Below are 16,763 nucleotides of genomic sequence, written 5' to 3'. Positions count from 1 at the left end.
CCGACGTGTCTACTTTCCGGGGGTCAGGCCCCTTTCCCGCCGAGTACGGTCGATGACCGTCTCGCGATACCGCTGCTTCATCTCCGGGTCACGATCAAGTTCGACCTGCAAGAAATCCTGATCTACGTTGGAAATATCCTGCAGGGACTCGACTGCCTCCTCAATGATGATTTTTGCTTCCTCCTCAGCGGCTGCGCGGCGCGCTTCGAGACTCTCGGTGAACGCACGTTTCTCCACATCAAAGGCTTCACGTTCCCGGTCCAGCGCTGCACGTTCGCTAGTAACCTGCTCACGCTCACGCGTGGCCTCGCTGCGGATGGCCACAGCATCACGTTGTGCTTCGCTACGAGTGTTTTTAGCGTCCTGCGTGGCCTCGGTGCGGATGCTCTCTGCGTCCCGCTCGGCTTCCTTGCGTGCTGAGGTACGGATGCTCTCTGCGTCCTGTTCCGCACGCTTGAGCTTCGCTTCTGCAGCGCTCTCGGCCTCCTTGGCACGGTCCAGCAGCTCATCTGCTTGAGCTTCGGCCAGCCCTACCGTCTGCTCAGCCTCTTTCTCGGCACCCTTGTGTGCATCGCTACGGATCTGCTCGGCGTCCTGCTCAGCCTTCTCGCGTGCTTCTTTGAGCACACGCTCTGCAACCTCGCGAGCCTGCTGTTCAGCACCCTCCTGTACACGCTGGGCTTCTTCACGGGCCTGCTGCGCCTGCTCCAGTTCTCTTGCTGCTTGCTCGCGGTCACGGTCAATCGCGTCCATGTCTCGCTGTACGGAGCGCTTCTTGACTTCCACCTCGTCCTCGCGGTTCGCGAGGTCACGCTCCCGGTCCTGCTGCTCCGCATAGCGGTCAGGACTGAGTGACTCATCGTGCCGTTCAGACACATCCAGCTCCACCGGGTAGCCAAGCGCGTACATGTGCTCGCGGAGTCCGCGCTGTGCGTCGATGAACTTCTGGTTCCCACTAATCTGTTTGCCCTTCTTCGGGCCAGATATGTACCGCACCGACTCATCAGTGTTGTACGCGATGCCGGGCCGGCAGCGGAGCTTGTCGGGATCATCCGGCTTCGGCGAGAACGTATCAGCCTGGAACTGGATGTGTGGCGTTGATTCGTCGAAGTTCATATCCCCACCGGCTACGGCATCGATGCCGCCGGGGATGAAGTTCTCGGCGAGCCAGCGCATCGACTCTTCGAGGTACTCCTTCGCTTCGTCGTAGTCCCGTGCGACAAGCCGTGCGCGCTTCACCTCACGGCCGTCCACAGTGCTGGTGTAGAAGTCGGGGACCTCTACACACATCGACTTCGGCAGATGTACGACGAACAATGACGTTTCGAAACTGTTCTTCTGTACGCGCACTCCGTCCATACGGGCGTCCTGGTACTCAAGGACTTCCTCTACAGACGTTGCACGCCTGAACGTACCGTTGCCGTTGTTGACAAACGGTACGTTCAGATGAGCGTCCGCGACGACGATGTTGCTATTCATCGCGGCCTGGTGCATGAGGTCTCTCTGATCGAGTTCCCTCATGCATTCGCGGAGGAGACGCTTACGGTCTCCCCGCGTGTCTCCGCCGCAATTATCACGGCGGAGATGACGCAGATTGAACGCTGCGCGTCCCTTCTGCGCTGTAGATGTCTCCGACATATCGTGTACCTCCTGTAGATGTGTGCGCGTACACGGAGCCTCTGCTAACGCCCCTCCATGTACGCGCACACATGACGAACTTCAATTTCCTGGGTCCCCTAAGAATCGTTCGGGTCCCTTAGCTACGCCGTCCCAAACGATTCTACCCCAGAAAATTGAAGTTCTTTAGCCCCCTAAAGACCTCAGTCTAACCCCCTCGCAAGCTCGGATAACTGAGGTCTCACGGGGGCGCCTGCAGCGGGCAATAGCGAAGCGGTCAAAACCTCCCTACTCGGTCGGTTCTGCCACGCTTCGCCTTGTGTGAAAAGGCTACGTGACCTGCGAAGATACGCTGTGGCGATCTCCTTGGTCCCGTAGCAGGGCAGCGTCTTCACGGCGCTATTCGCCCCGTTCGACCCTGCCAGAGGCTTCTGACGAAGCCCGACATAACCGTCACATTAAAAATGTACCGGTTATGAAGCGGTGCGCATTTTCGGCGCGAAAATCGACGCCGGTATGTAAGCGGTGCATTTTCCCTGCTCACACAGTGAAAATAGGACTTTTAGAAAAAGTCCTGGCGTCGCACCCCCTTATACAGTGTTTACGGTGTCAGCGCTGAAAATCAGCTCTGACACATCAAATCCGTCATCGCTGCAGCTCAGACGGTAAAAAATCGGTTATGAACCGATTGTTTTTGCGTGTAACCGGTTCGTAACCGGTTGCCAAAATATCCTTCGGAATATCCGCCGTAGCCGGACTGTTTTCGCGTTGCTGCAGCCTTGCAGCATGGCCACGGCAGTGGCTCTGGGCACGACAAAACCCCGCCACTACCTATGAAGGGGGTACGGGTTCAGCGCGGGGTTTCAGCGGCTTTAAAGCTTAGGCGCGGTAGTCGTTCACCCGGCGCCACGCTATGCGTTCCTGCAGGTCATGGTGGGCCGGCGGGAGGATGAAGATGTGGGCGACGTCACGCAGCGGTTCCAGGCGCACGAAGTTACGGTCGGACCACTCGTAGGCAGCTCCACTGATGGTGTCCTGCACCGTGAAGTGATCGCCCGGGTGGCGGCCCACGGCGGCAAGATCCAGGAAGACTGTGGCCTCCTGTGCATTGCGCGGATCCAGGTTGACCACCACGAGCACCACGTTGCCGGTGGTGGGATCAGCCTTGGAGTAGGCAATGATGGCCTCGTTATCGGTGTTGTGGAAGCGCAGCGTGCGCAGTTGCTGGAGGGCCGGGTTCTCGCGGCGGATGAGGTTGAGCAGGCGGATATAGGATTCCAGGGAGTCACCAGACTTGACTGCGGCCTGGAAGTCACGCGGGCGCAGCTCGTACTTCTCCGAATCGAGGTATTCCTCGCTGCCCGGCTTGACTGCTTGGTGCTCGTAGAGCTCGAAGCCGGAGTACACGCCCCACAGCGGGGACAGAGTAGCGGCCAAAGTAGCGCGGATGGCGAACATGGCGCGCCCGCCGGTCTGCAGGGATTCGTGGAGGATATCCGGGGTATTGACAAAGAGGTTGGGGCGGCAGATATCGGCCTGCTCCACGTGCATCTGTGCGAACTCGGTGAGCTCGTGCTTGGAGGTCTGCCACGTGAAGTAGGTATAAGACTGCGTAAATCCTGCCTTGGCCAGACCGAACAGACGCGGGGCGCGGGTGAAGGCCTCGGAGAGGAAGATGACCTCCGGGTGGGTGATGTGCACCTTGGAGATCAGCCAGTTCCAAAAGTTGGTCGGCTTGGTGTGCGGGTTATCCACGCGGAAGGTGGTGACACCAGCCTCCACCCAAATCATGACGATGCGGTAGATCTCCGCGTAAATGGCGTCTGGGTCGTTATCGAAATTGAGCGGATAGATGTCCTGGTACTTCTTCGGCGGGTTCTCCGCGTAGGCGATAGTGCCATCGGCCAACACCGTGAAAAATTCCGGGTTGGTCTTGGCCCACGGGTGGTCCGGGGAGGCCTGCAGCGCTAGGTCCAGTGCTACCTCCAGGCCCAAGTCGGCGGCCTTCTTGACCAGTTCCTTGAAGTCCTCCATGGTGCCCAGCTCCGGGTGCGTGGTGGAGTGGTCCTGAATGGCCCAGGGCGAGCCCACATCACCAGGCTCAGCCACCACCGAGTTGTTGCGGCCCTTGCGGTGCACCTTGCCGATGGGGTGGATGGGTGGGAAGTAGACGGTGTCGAACCCCATGGCAGCCACGCGCTCGAGGGCCTGCGCTGTGGTCTTAAACGTGCCGTGCACGGGGTTACCCTCGTCATCCCACCCGCCGGTCGAGCGCGGGAAGAGCTCGTACCAGGAGTTGTAGAGGGCATCGCGGCGCTCTACCAGGACCTCGTGGATGTCACCTTCGACCAGCAGGTGGCGCAGCGGGTGGTGGTGGAGGATCTCGGCGACCTCCTCGGAGAGCGCGGTGCGCACGCGCTTGTCGACGTCCACCGTGTCATCCTTGAGCTCCTTCGACGCCTTAAAGAGCAGCTCCGCCTTATCGCTCGGGCACTGGATGGCCGCCTCCTCGAAGAGCTCGGCGCCGTGCAACAGATCGTTGCTGAGTTCTCGCGCCGATTGCCCCGCCTCCATCTTCTTGACCACCGCGTTGCGCCACGTGGACATCGGATCCGACCAGGCATCGATGCGGAAGAACCAACGCCCGGGAGTCGCCGGAGTAAACACCCCGTGGACTCGGTCCTGGTCTTCCGGGTCCACCGTCATGGTCACGGCGGAGGTGGACGGAGATTCGGTGTTCCACACCGACAGCGTCGCGGCGACGGCATCGTGGCCCTCACGCCACACCAGCGCGGTGACAGGAACAACCTCTCCGACTACGGCCTTCGAGGCGGCATTACCGGAGAGGGAGGGGCGGACATCGTCGATACCAAGGCGTTGAGTCATGCCCATAGAATAATGCAGCTGTGTCAGTTTCACCGGGGAAGGAAGATATCGGCCACAATGGTGCCTGTGAACACTCCAGAGCAATTGAGCCAGCAAGACCCTGAACTGATGGAAACCGACGAGGATTGGTTGATTGACTTCCGCGGCGTCGAGCTACGACGCGGCGGGCGCACGCTGGTCGGGCCCGTCGACTGGCAGGTGGAGCTCGATGAGCGTTGGGTCATCATCGGCCCCAACGGCGCGGGCAAGACCTCCCTGGTGCGCATGGCCGCCGCCGAAGAATTCCCGTCCGCTGGCGTGGCTTTCCTCATGGGCGAGCGCCTGGGCAAAACGGATATGCGCGATCTGCGCGCCGCCATTGGCATCTCTTCCGCTGCCGTCCAGCACCGCATCCCGGACAACGAGCGCGTGGATGATCTCGTTGTGTCTGCTGGCTATGCGGTCCTCGGCCGCTGGCGTGAGGACTACCAAGACATGGACTTTTCCCGTGCCGACGAGATCTTGGAACAAGTCGGCGCCGCACACCTTGCAGAGCGGACCTGGGGCACCCTCTCCGAGGGAGAAAAGAAGCGCGTAATCCTCGCCCGCGCGCTCATGGCCAACCCGGAGCTGCTCATCCTGGATGAGCCCTCCGCGGGCATGGACTTGGGCGGCCGTGAGGACCTCGTGGGCTACCTCGGTGACTTGGCACTGGATGCGGATGCCCCGGCGATTGTCATGATTACCCACCACGTGGAGGAAATCCCTTACGGATTTACCCATGCGATGCTCCTGGATGAGGGTAAGGTCGTGGCCAAAGGACTCATTAACTCTGTCCTGACGTCGGAAAACCTTTCCAAGGCCTTCCACCAACCCATCCAGGTGGATCGCATCGGGGAGAGGTACTTCGCCCGACGAGTCCGCTAACCCCTAGTGCATAACTCTCAGTACAAAATCTCAGTACACACCCTCGACGTATACCTCTCGAATTCTGCCCCCAGCCTGCAGACACGGAAAGTTGCATGAGTCAGTCCATCCACGACAGCCTTGACGCCATCGACCCTGGCGAAACAACGGGCTTTAACGGGGCACGTCTGGCCGCTACTGTCCTCTTGTTGCGCGATACGGCCGAGGGGCTGCGCGTGTGGATCCAAGAACGCGTGCGCACCATGCGCAACTACCCCGGCCACGTCGTTTTTCCCGGCGGCGGGGTAGACCCGCGTGACTTCCCGCCCCGAACCTGGGACTCTGGCGAACTGTGGGCAGGCCGCTCAGTGGTGTCCATGGCACGCCGCATGGGCGTGACCAAGTACAAGGCACACGCCCTCGTCTTCGCCGCCGCCCGGGAGCTTTTCGAGGAGGCCGGCACGCTGTTAGCCATCCGCGAGGACGGCTTGGTCTCCGACGCCTCTCGCTATCACCGCGAGCGCGAGCTGCTAGAAACCCACGAGATTTCCTTCACCGAGTTCCTTGAGCACAACGGCATGCGTGTCGACGCCGACATGCTGCTGCCTTGGTCCCGCTGGGCCGGCGAAGATAACAACCACTGGTTCGATACCTTCTTCTTCATCGGTGTACTGCCCGAGGGCCAAGAACCCGATGGGGATACGGGCGAAGCCGATGACGCCGGCTGGTTCGACCCGCAACTGGTCTTGGATGGCTGGCGCGCCGGGCTGGTCCGCCTAGCCATCCCGACGTGGGCACAGCTTAAGCGTTTGACCTCTTATGCCACGGTCAAGGAGGTCTTAGATGATGCTTCCTTCTCCGACTTACGCCCAATTATCGGCGACCCGCGCGATGACGAGCGCTACCGCGAATACTTCACCACTTTCCCCGTCGACCGCATCTAGAAAAGCGCACCATGAGCTACACCCTGGACGAAGTTGCCTTCCTGCGTGAGAACGCTGCCGCGATCGACGCCGCCGCAACAGACCTGGAGGGCACCAAGAAGGCGCACCTGAGGGACGTCGCCAAGCTGCAGGCACAGTTCGGCGACTATGGCCGCGCCGTGGCCGAACTCATCCAAGCCCGCAGCTCCGGAAAGCTGCCACAGGACTGGCTCATGGACCACGACTCCGCCCAACAAGCCACTCCACCCGCAGTGGCGGCTTATCGCGCGCAGTTCCTTGAGGCATGCAACGTCGACATGGTCCACGACCTCACCTGCTCCATCGGTACCGAAGGGCAGGCCTATCGCCCCGGCGCTTACGTGGGCAGCGACCTGGACGCCTCGCGCGTAGCCATGGCGCAGCACAACATTGAGCACCCAGTCTTTCGCGCTGATGCTCTGACCACCACGACCACCGCCGAAGTCTGCATCGCCGACCCCGCCCGGCGCCGAGGCGGCAACCGCATTACCCGCCTGGACCAGCTCCTGCCCCCGCCAACAGATCTGCTGGCCACCCACGGCGAGATGGCCATCAAATGCGCACCCGGCATCGACCACTCCGAATGGGAAGGCCTAGCCTGCGTGGTCAGCCTCGACGGAGGGGTGAAGGAAGCCTGCCTGTACACCCCGGGCCTAGGAACAGGGAAGAGGGCAGTGGTCCTCAACACCACGCCAGATGGAATCCACACGGACGTCATCGACGACGACGTCCCAGAGCACGAGCTACCTGAGGCCGGCCCCATCGGCCGCTTCCTCATCGACCCCGACGGCGCCATCGTGCGCGCCGGGCTGGTGCGCCACTACGCCGCGCGGGAAGGCCTGCACCAACTGGACCCGCGCATTGCCTACCTCACCGGTGACCGCCTGCCTCACGGCACGTCCGGATTTGAATTCATCGAGATGGTCCCCATGAAGAAGATCAAGGAGGCCATGGCGGCCCACGACGTCGGCTCGCTGGAAATCCTGGTACGCGGGCAAGACGTGAACCCGGACCAGCTGCGCAAGAAGCTCAAACTGAAAGGCTCCACGGCCAAGACCCTCGTGGTCACGCGCATCGGTGCGAAGGGAGTCGCGGTGTTGTGCGGACCGCGAGTAGTATCGACCGAAGGTAATTACGCACCCTAATAGTTTCAAAATTTACGGAAGGGGAAGTGCCCACATGCCAGTCATTGTGGCTCTGGTCAAGCACGTACCGGATACGTGGTCAACCAAGACCCTCGAGGCGGACCACACACTGGACCGTACCTCGGTGGATAACGTCATCGATGAGGTCAACGAGTACTCCGTCGAGCAGGCACTGCGCTTGCGCGACGATAACGCCGACGCCGGCTATGAGGTCGTGGCGCTTACCATGGGCCCGGCCGCTGCCGATGAGGCTCTGCGCAAGGCCCTGGCCATGGGCGCGGACCACGCCGTGCACGTTGTCGACGACGCCCTCGCCGGCGCCGACGCCCTGGCTACCGCCTGGGTTCTCAACGCCGCCATCAACAAGGTGGCAGAAAAGTTCGGTGAGGTCCAGGTCATCACCCTGGGCAACAACTCCTCGGATGCCTCCACCGGGCTTGTTGCTGGCCTTCTGGCTGAGTACCGCCAGCTGCCCGCGCTCACGGAGCTCAAGGCCGCCTCCTTGGCCGGTGCCACCGCTACCGGTACCCGCGAGGATGTCCACGGCCACTGGGAGCTTAGCGCCAACCTTCCGGCCATCCTGTCCTTTACCGACAAGGCCGATAAGCCGCGTTTCCCCAACTTCAAGGGCCTGATGGCAGCCAAGAAGGCCGAGGTCACCACCCTCGCCGTGGCGGACCTCGGCATCGACGGTGTGCCGTCCACCACCACGGTGACTGCCTCCGCGCAGCGCCCGGCCCGTACTGCCGGTGAGGTCATCACCGACCCAGATCCGGCCGTGGCTGCCGCCAAGGTCGTGGAGTTCCTGGCCGCCAAGAATCTCATCGAGGGTTAAAGGAGAAAAGATATGTCTCACGTTTATGTCCTAGTTGAGCACGAAGCAGAGCAGCTGAGCCCCGTTACCGGCGAGCTCATCACCGCCGCCCGCGCGCTCGGCACCGTCTCCGCCGTCGTCGTGGCCAAGGATGCCGCTACTGCCGCTTCTTTCGACACCGAATTGGGCAACTTGGGCGCCGCCCAGGTAGTTCAGGCCACCGCCGCTGACTACGAGCAGCGCATCGTCACCCCGGAGGTCGACGCCCTCCACGCCCTGGCCGCCAATAACCCGGCGCCCATCGTGCTGGCTGCGACTCCGACTAACAACGAGATCGCCGGCCGCCTCGCCGCCCGCCTGGGCTCGGGCGCCCTGGTCAACGTCGACGGCATCAATGCTGATGGCTCCGCGCACCACACCATCTTCGGCGGCTCCTACGAGACCTCCTCCACGGCCACTGGTTCCGTGGTTTACACTCTGCGCCCTGGCTCCGTGGCTGCCGAACCCCAGCCGGTCACCGCGGCACCCGCTCCCTTCGAGCTGCCCGCCGCCACCGTGAAGGACGTCACCGTCACCTCCTTCACTCCGGCAGAGAAGACCGCCCGTCCGGAGCTGACCTCCGCGAAGGTCGTCGTCGCCGGTGGCCGCGGCGTGGGCGATAAGTTCGCCGACGTGGTGGAGCCGCTTGCCGACGTCCTCGGTGGCGCCGTCGGCGCCACCCGCGACGCCGTGGACGAAGGTTTCTACGACCCCGCCCACCAGATTGGTCAGACCGGCGCGACCGTGTCCCCGAAGCTCTACATCGGCCTGGGTATTTCCGGTGCTATTCAGCACACCTCCGGCATGCAGACCTCGGAGACCATCGTCGTGGTCAATCAGGACCAGGACGAGCCCTTCTTCCAGATCGCCGATCTCGGCGTGGTGGGTGACCTCCACGAGATCGCCCCGGCACTTGCCGCGGAGCTGACCAAGCGCAAGGAGGCAGGCAACTAATGCCGCTTTACCTCGATTACGCAGCCACCCAGCCCATGCGCCAGTGCGCCATCGACGCGTGGACGAAGGCAGCCAGCTCCCTCAACCCGGGCGCGTCCTATGCCTCCGGGCGCAAGGCACGCTCCGTGCTGGACGACGCCCGCGAGACCGTCGCCGAGCTGCTCGGCTGCGAACCCATCGAGGTCATCTTCACCTCCTCCGGCACGGAGGCGGACAACATCGCCCTCCAGGGCCTTTTCCGTGCTGCGCAAAGCGCAGAACCGGAGGCGGAGAAGCGAATCATCTCGACCCCCATCGAGCACCCTGCCGTACTCGAAACCGTGGAGAAGCTCCACGCTGAGCACGGCGCGACCGTTGACCTGCTTCCGGTTGATTCCACCGGCCACGTCAGCGACTTAAGCGCCTTGGATACACCGGCCGCGGTGGCCACCTGCATGTGGGCCAACAACGAGACCGGCGCCATCCAGCCGGTCGCGGACATTACCCAGCGCGCCGCCGCGCAGAACACCCCTGTGCATATCGACGCCGTGCAGGTTGCCGGCAAGCTACCCATCAACTTCCACGAGCTGGGTGCCACCACATTGGCGGCCAGCGCCCACAAGTTCGGCGGCCCGCGCGGCATCGGCCTGCTGCTTGCACGCCGTACCCCCGCCCCTCAACCCATCGCCTTCGGCGGCGGTCAAGAGCGCGGCATCCGGCCCGGCACCGTCGACGTCGCTAGCGCGAGCGCCCTCGCTGCGGCCCTGCGCGAGTCTGTCGCGGAAATGGAGCAGGAGGAAATCCGCCTGACTGCACTTCGCGACAAGCTCAAGGCCGGCATCGAATCCAGCATCGACAACGTCATCATCAACTCTGCCGAGCCCACCTTGGCTTCCCACCTGCACGTGTCCTTCCCGGGTACGGATGGCGACAGCCTCATCATGCTTCTCGACGCCGCCGGCATCGAAGCCTCCGCCGGCTCTGCCTGCCACGCGGGCGTTAACCGCATGTCCCACGTGCTCGAAGCCATGGGCGTTGACGAAGAACACGGCCGCGGCAGCCTGCGCTTCAGTCTGGGACGAATGACCACTGAAGACGACATCGACGTCGTTATCAACGAATTACCGGAAATTATCCGCCGCGCGCGGTCGGTGTAAACACAACAGCTCCCGGCCAGTACCGACGCCCAAAGACAAAGGCGAGCAAACGCGTTTCGCAATCTTCGGTGTTGTGCCACGGAGCCGATAGCCCATCAGGCACAATGTTGTCATGTCGAAGTTCTCTGAGGTCCTAGAACAGCTGCGTGAAAACCAACCAAAGGCTAAATATGGAATTGCCTTTGAGAAGCTGATGGTCAACTATTTCAAGACCGACCCGACCTTGAAGAACCAATTCGATGAGGTCTGCCGCTGGACGGATTGGCGCTACAACGGTGGTAAGGCGGATACCGGCATTGACCTGGTAGCCCGCCGCGTGGATGACGGCACGTGGACCGCCATTCAGTGCAAGTTTTATGACTCCAAGGCGCGCATCCAGAAGTCCCACCTGGATTCCTTCTTCGAGGCTTCTGGGCATTCCTTCGAAACGGAAGAAGGCCGCCAGCACTTTGGCAGCCGCCTGATTATCTCCACCACGGATCACTGGTCCTCGCACGCGGAGGACGCCCTGGCCAACCAGATCATTCCAACCAGCCGCATTGGCATCTCCGCGATTGCGGAGTCACCCATCAACTGGGACGTGGCCTTCCCCGGCTCGGAGGTGCGCGATAAGACCATCCAGATCAATCTCTCCCAACGTGAAACTTTTGAGCCCCGCCCGCACCAGCAGGCGGCGATCGACAAAGCCATTGAAGGCTTCAAGACCCATGACCGCGGCAAGCTCATCATGGCGTGCGGTACCGGCAAAACTTTTACCGCCCTGCGCCTCGCGGAGCGCGTCGCTGAGGACAACGGCGGCAAGGCCCGCATCCTCTTCCTCGTGCCGTCCATCTCCTTGCTCTCCCAAACTCTGAAGGAGTGGACCGCCCAGGGCCGCCTCGACATGCGCGCCTTCGCGGTGTGCTCCGATAGCAAGGTTTCCAAGAAGGCCGAAGACATCGCCGTCTACGACCTTGAAGTCCCAGTTTCTACCGAAGGCAAGGACATCACCACGCGCTTTGAATCCGGCAAGCGCGCCAAGGGCCTCAACATCGTCTTCTCCACTTACCAGTCCATCCAGGCGGTGCACGATGCCCAGCAGGTAGGCCTCGATGATTTCGACCTCGTCATCTGCGATGAAGCCCACCGCACCACCGGCATCACCTTGGCCGGGGAGGATGCCAGCAACTTCGTCCGCGTCCACGATGCCGACTACATCAAGGCAGCCAAGCGCCTCTACATGACAGCCACCCCACGCCTTTATGACGAAGCCGTCAAGGGCAAGGCCGAAGAGCACTCCGCGGAGCTGGCCTCCATGGATGATGAAGCCATCTACGGCCCGGAGTTCTACCGCCTCGGCTTCGGTGAAGCCGTGGACAAGGGCCTACTCACGGACTACAAGGTGCTTGTCATGACCGTGGATGAATCCGTGGCTGCCCAAGCTATGGCCCACAGTGAGAACAACCAGGTCAACCTTTCTCTAGCGTCTGCCATGATTGGCGCCTGGAACGGCCTGGCCAAGCGCTCCGGCGATTTGCAGGGCAAGAAGGGCGGCTTTGAGGAAGACGCCCAGCCCATGCAGCGCGCCGTGGCTTTTGCCAAGGACATCAAGACCTCCCAACTCATTGCGGAGACCTACCCCTCACTCATTGGCACCCACCAGGAACTGCTCAAAGAAAAAGCAGTGCTTAACGACGTCTCCCTCACCAACGTCGACCTAAACGTCGCCGCCCAGCACGTTGATGGCAGCATGAACGCCATGGAGCGCGGCACCAAGCTTTCCTGGCTGGAGGCTCCTTCAGGGGGGGCAACAGTCGCGCATGCTCACCAATGCGCGCTGTCTTTCTGAGGGCGTAGACGTTCCGGCGCTGGACGCCGTCATCTTCTTCAACCCCCGCAACTCCATGGTGGACGTGGTCCAGTCCGTCGGCCGTGTCATGCGCAAGTCCGAAGGCAAGGATTACGGCTACATCATCCTGCCCGTGGCCGTTGCCAGCAACGTCTCCCCAGCAGAAGCACTCAACGACAATCAGCGCTTCAAGGTGGTCTGGCAGGTCCTCAACGCGCTGCGCGCCCACGATGATCGCTTCAACGCGAAGATTAACTCGATTGCGCTTAACGGTAAACCCGATGATCTTCCGATCATCCCAATCCCTGTCAATCCGATTCCTGACGATCCAAACGATGCCAAGAAGGAAGAAGACCCTCGGGAGAAGCTCAATAGCAGCGACGCGAATATCGGTGGCGGCGATATTGACGAAGCAGAGCGACGCGGGGATCTCGCTAAACAGATGGCACTGTTTCCGCTGGAACAGTGGCAAGAAGCCATCTACACCAAGCTGGTGGACAAAGTCGGCACCCGCACCTATTGGGAAGACTGGGCTGACGACGTCGCTACCATCGCGGAGAACCAAATCACCCGTATTAAAGCGCTTCTCGACGGCGCCGATGGCTCCCTCCGCACCGAGTTCGACAGCTTCGTTGAGGGCCTGCGCAATAACCTCAATGATGGCATCAGCGAAGAAGATGCCATCTCGATGCTCTCGCAGCATCTGATTACGGCACCGGTCTTCAATGCACTCTTTGAGAACCATGACTTCATCACCCACAACCCCGTGGCCCAAGTCATGGAGAAGATGGTCAAGGCCCTCTCTAAAGCGAACCTCGATACCGAAACCGAGTCCCTGGAAAAGTTCTACGAGTCCGTCCGCGTCCGTGCTTCTGAGGTGAATTCCGCTTCAGGCAAGCAGCAGGTCATCAAGGAGCTTTACGAGCGTTTCTTCCGCAAGGCCTTCAAGAAGCAATCCGAGGCTCTCGGCATCGTTTACACCCCAGTCGAGATTGTCGATTTCATCCTGCGTGCTGCCGACGATGTATCCAAGAAGCACTTTGGCAAGGGATTGACCGATGAGGGAGTGTGCATCCTCGACCCCTTCGCGGGAACCTCTACTTTCACTGTTCGCCTCCTGCAATCCGGTCTTATCAAACCGGAAGACCTCGCCCGCAAGTACGCCAACGAGCTCTTCGCCACGGAAATCATGCTGCTGGCCTACTACGTCTCCGCGGTGAACATTGAGACCACCTACAACGCTCTGCGCGAAGAGGCAGCCCTGCGCAACGGCGAACCTGCACCCGAGTACGTGCCTTTCACCAACATCGCGCTGGCCGATACCTTCCAAATCCACGAAGAAGGTGACATCCCAGACCTCAACATCTTCCGCGAGAACAATGAGACCATCGAGCGTCAGAAGAAAGCACCCATCAACGTGGTGATTGGTAATCCGCCGTACTCAGTTGGTCAAAAATCCGCCAATGACCTCAACGCGAATCAGAAGTATCCAAGTCTAGATGAGCGGATCTCGGAAACTTATGCTGCTAGGTCCACCGCAACAAATAAGAACTCACTTTATGATTCCTACCTTCGTGCCTTCCGTTGGGCAACTGACAGGATTGGAGATCAGGGTGTAGTTATTTTTGTCACGAATAATGGTTGGATTGATGGAAATACCGGTGGCGGTATTCGTTTGTCCATGGCAGAGGATTTCACTGACCTCTACATATTCAACCTGAGGGGTAATTCTCGCACTGCTGGAGATGTCGCGAAGCGGGAAGGGGGAAATGTATTTGATATTCGTGTAGGTATTTCTATTGCTATCGGCGTGAAGAGCGCAAACAAGAAGTCTTTTGAATTGCATTATGCAGCTTCGCCTGACTATGCCTCCAAGGCGCAGAAGATTGAAGATGTGGTTAATGCAACTATCAATAATTTGGGTTGGCAGTCAATTGTTCCTAACAAGGAGGGGGACTGGCTGAATCAGCGGTCGGAGGAGTTTGAGGCATGGCCAGTTATAGGCGAAAAAAAGGGCGGTTCACTGAAGGTTTCGACGTGTTTTCTGCGGGTTTGAAAACTGGTCGAGATGCGTGGGCCTATGCGCAAGCTGACGGCCAGCTGCTCTCACAGTTAACTCAACTGACCGATTCCTACTCCAAAGCCCTCCCTGCTCTGCAGACATGGTTTGGAGAGAACACCGTCACTAATCCGAATGCTTCAGATACCACTAGATTCTTGACAATTTATCCTCAGTATGCGGATTCTAAACAGATTTCATGGACCGAAATTCTCAAGCGATTGGCGGCAAATAACGAGCCGGTTCCAGTGAGGAGCGAAAGGATTTATACATCCCTTTATCGTCCATTCACTAGGATGAAATCTTATTTCGAGCCAGCTCTAAATGATAGGCAGTATCAGCTCCCTTCGATGTTCCCAACCCCGGAGCACCGGAATATTGGCTTCGTTGTTATGGCTCCGCGTGATGCAGCAATTTTCGCAGTGCTTGCGACGGACCTTATGCCGGATTTGTCTTTCTTTACCTACACCGGCCAATACTTCTCCCGCTTCACCTGGGCCGCCGTCGAAGCCGACGACGGTGGGCTGTTCGGTGAGGGGACCGCGGTAAAGCAAGGCGAAGCCAGCGTCTACGGTTCGATTGGCGAGGTCGTCGACGGCTACGTGCGCGTGGACAACATCACTGATGAGATTAAGGCTCTCTACCGCGATGCGCTGGGTTCAGACATCACGGGTGATGACATCTTCCACTTTGTTTACGGCAAGCTGCATGACCCCGTCTACCGCACGAAGTACGCGGCGGATTTGAAGAAGATGCTGCCGCATATTGAGACGCCGAGTTCACGTGCGGAGTTTGATAAATTCGCTGCTGCTGGCCAAAAGCTGATGGACCTTCACGTCAACTACGAGACCGTGGAGCCGTGGCCGTTAGACATTCAGGTCAAGGGCGATGAAGCAGACCGTGAGACGTGGCGCGTGCTCAAGATGAAGTGGGCCAAGCGCAAGGATCCGGAGACGGGAAAGAACGTCAATGACGTGACGAAGTTGATCTACAACAAGCGCGTGACCATTGCTGGCATTCCGGAAGAAGCTGACGAGTACATGCTGGGCTCGCGCTCGGCAGTCGCGTGGCTGATTGACCGCTACCAGGTCAAGAAGGATAAGGCTTCTGGCATCGTCAACGACCCTAACGATTGGGCCGATGAGGTTGGAAACCCGCGCTACATCGTGGACCTGATTGGGAAAGTCGTGCGCGTGGCGATGGAGACAGTGCGAATCGTGGATGGGCTGGGTTCCGAATAGCGATGCAATAAGCTGCGCCCGGTTACTCGTGGCTGCGGCTCATCCCGCTCAGGACTCCTGGATGATCAGGGTCCGCAAGCTTGGGTGGGGGGCGTCGCCAAGCACTGCATAAGTATCAAGGTTTTGGACTTGGCACCTGGAGCCCAGCACCTAGGGTCGAGACCTAGAACAAATAGTTCGGCGCGAAGTGCGCGACGATGGGAATCACCGACGCGATCGAAAGCACGAGTGCGATGATGGCGTTGCGCTTGCGTTCGGGAACGTCAGAGTCAAGCGATGCGATGGCGATGAAGGCAAAGAGGGGCGCGAGAAAAGGCGTTGCAAACCACAGCCCGATGAACGCGAAAAGGCCGAAGAATCCGAACATGTAGGACGCGGCCCCATCAGGGCCTGATGCAGCGCTGTCTGCTAAGAGCAAGGAAAGGAATCCCAGCGCCCAGCTCCCCAGAAGGATAGCGGAGCCCCATAGGGCGAGTTTCTCGTTGAAGATTCCTGCTAAGCCGCGGCGTGGAGGAAGCTCAGATTCCTTGGGCTCTGCGGGCCGCTGTGGCTCATTGGGGAAGTGAGGATCGATGGAGGGCTGGTCCATGGGGCTATCCTTCGTCGGCATTAGTCTTTGGCGCTGTCATTGGCTGAGGTTGTCAAGGCCTAGACATCACAGAGACGGCACCTAAAACATGTATTTTGGCCCGAAGTAGACAACGATGGGCACTATGCTCAGTATCGCCAGCACGAGTGCGATTCTGGCGTTGCGTTTGCGTTCTGGCACGTCAGAGTCGAGTGATGCGAGGGCGAGGAAGGCAAAAAGCGTCGCGAGAAAAGGCGTTGCGATACACAGCCCGATGAACGCGAAAATGCCGAAGAATCCGAAGAAGAAGGACACGGCATCATCAGTGCCCGAAGTAGAGCTGTCAGCGATGAGCAAGGAAAGGAATCCCAGCGCCCAGCCGGACAGAAGGATTGCGGAGCCCCACAGTGCGAGTTTCTCGTTGAAGACTCCTTCCCAGCCGCGGCGTGGTGGTAGCTCCGATGCTTTGGACTCCTGGGGCGCGTTGAGCGCTTGGGGTGCGTTGGGCGTCTGTGGTTGTTGTGGCTCGTTGGGAAGGTGTGGGTCGATGGTGGGCTGGTCCATGGCGCTGTCCTTCGTCGGTGTCGTGATCACCTGATGGGGTGGTGGCGATGTGAAGCGCAGTTTAG

General features: G+C 60.1%; 10 protein-coding genes and 1 pseudogene. 7 read left to right on the top strand and 4 right to left on the bottom strand.

All coding sequences use genetic code 11. From position 1 onward, the window contains the following. Window positions 1–9: 9 nt before the first annotated feature. Both HMPREF2526_RS12325 and HMPREF2526_RS12315 read right to left on the bottom strand, forming a co-directional pair. Window positions 10–1,521 carry a hypothetical protein gene (locus HMPREF2526_RS12325; protein ID WP_210384424.1) on the bottom strand — a complete coding sequence of 504 codons (1,512 nt, stop codon included), beginning with the start codon at window positions 1,519–1,521 and terminating at the stop codon, window positions 10–12. Window positions 1,522–2,496: 975 nt separating this feature from the next. After that, window positions 2,497–4,503, bottom strand: a complete 2,007-nt coding sequence (locus HMPREF2526_RS12315) for a maltotransferase domain-containing protein (protein WP_070547408.1) — start codon at window positions 4,501–4,503, stop codon at window positions 2,497–2,499. 57 nt (window positions 4,504–4,560) lie between these two features. Between HMPREF2526_RS12315 and HMPREF2526_RS12310 the strand changes: the two genes are divergently transcribed. The 7 genes and pseudogenes from HMPREF2526_RS12310 to HMPREF2526_RS12280 all read left to right on the top strand — a co-directional run bounded on the left by HMPREF2526_RS12310 (window position 4,561) and on the right by HMPREF2526_RS12280 (window position 15,566). Further along, entirely contained in the window at window positions 4,561–5,409 is an 849-nt protein-coding gene (locus HMPREF2526_RS12310; RefSeq protein ID WP_049154924.1) for an ABC transporter ATP-binding protein, read from the top strand. A 95-nt stretch (window positions 5,410–5,504) separates the two neighbouring features. Beyond that, a complete protein-coding gene (locus HMPREF2526_RS12305) occupies window positions 5,505–6,332 on the top strand; it encodes an NUDIX hydrolase (RefSeq protein WP_070547401.1) in 828 nt (275 codons plus the stop codon). Between the two features lie 11 nt (window positions 6,333–6,343). Then, on the top strand, window positions 6,344–7,495 hold the full coding sequence (locus HMPREF2526_RS12300; protein ID WP_070547400.1) for a THUMP-like domain-containing protein: 1,152 nt from the start codon (window positions 6,344–6,346) through the stop codon (window positions 7,493–7,495). A gap of 34 nt (window positions 7,496–7,529) precedes the next feature. Then, window positions 7,530–8,330: an electron transfer flavoprotein subunit beta/FixA family protein gene (locus tag HMPREF2526_RS12295; RefSeq protein ID WP_070547399.1), complete on the top strand. Its 801-nt coding sequence runs from the start codon at window positions 7,530–7,532 to the stop codon at window positions 8,328–8,330. A gap of 12 nt (window positions 8,331–8,342) precedes the next feature. After that, entirely contained in the window at window positions 8,343–9,302 is a 960-nt protein-coding gene (locus HMPREF2526_RS12290) for an electron transfer flavoprotein subunit alpha/FixB family protein (protein ID WP_070547398.1), read from the top strand. Then, on the top strand, window positions 9,302–10,438 hold the full coding sequence (locus tag HMPREF2526_RS12285) for a cysteine desulfurase family protein (protein WP_070547397.1): 1,137 nt from the start codon (window positions 9,302–9,304) through the stop codon (window positions 10,436–10,438). The genes HMPREF2526_RS12290 and HMPREF2526_RS12285 overlap by 1 nt, the downstream gene beginning before the upstream one ends. A gap of 112 nt (window positions 10,439–10,550) precedes the next feature. Next, window positions 10,551–15,566: pseudogene (locus HMPREF2526_RS12280) on the top strand (DEAD/DEAH box helicase). Window positions 15,567–15,729: 163 nt separating this feature from the next. Here HMPREF2526_RS12280 and HMPREF2526_RS12275 read toward each other — a convergent pair. Both HMPREF2526_RS12275 and HMPREF2526_RS12270 read right to left on the bottom strand, forming a co-directional pair. Beyond that, a complete protein-coding gene (locus HMPREF2526_RS12275) occupies window positions 15,730–16,155 on the bottom strand; it encodes a hypothetical protein (RefSeq protein ID WP_046649324.1) in 426 nt (141 codons plus the stop codon). An 81-nt stretch (window positions 16,156–16,236) separates the two neighbouring features. After that, window positions 16,237–16,698, bottom strand: coding sequence for a hypothetical protein (locus tag HMPREF2526_RS12270; protein ID WP_070547396.1), 462 nt, complete (start codon window positions 16,696–16,698; stop codon window positions 16,237–16,239). Window positions 16,699–16,763 lie beyond the last annotated feature (65 nt).

Origin of the sequence: Corynebacterium sp. HMSC070E08, assembly GCF_001808895.1 — a bacterium.
GTDB lineage: Bacteria > Actinomycetota > Actinomycetes > Mycobacteriales > Mycobacteriaceae > Corynebacterium > Corynebacterium hiratae.
The sequence above is the reverse complement of the archived record's forward strand: the minus strand, read 5'-3'. Positions and strand labels throughout refer to the sequence as shown.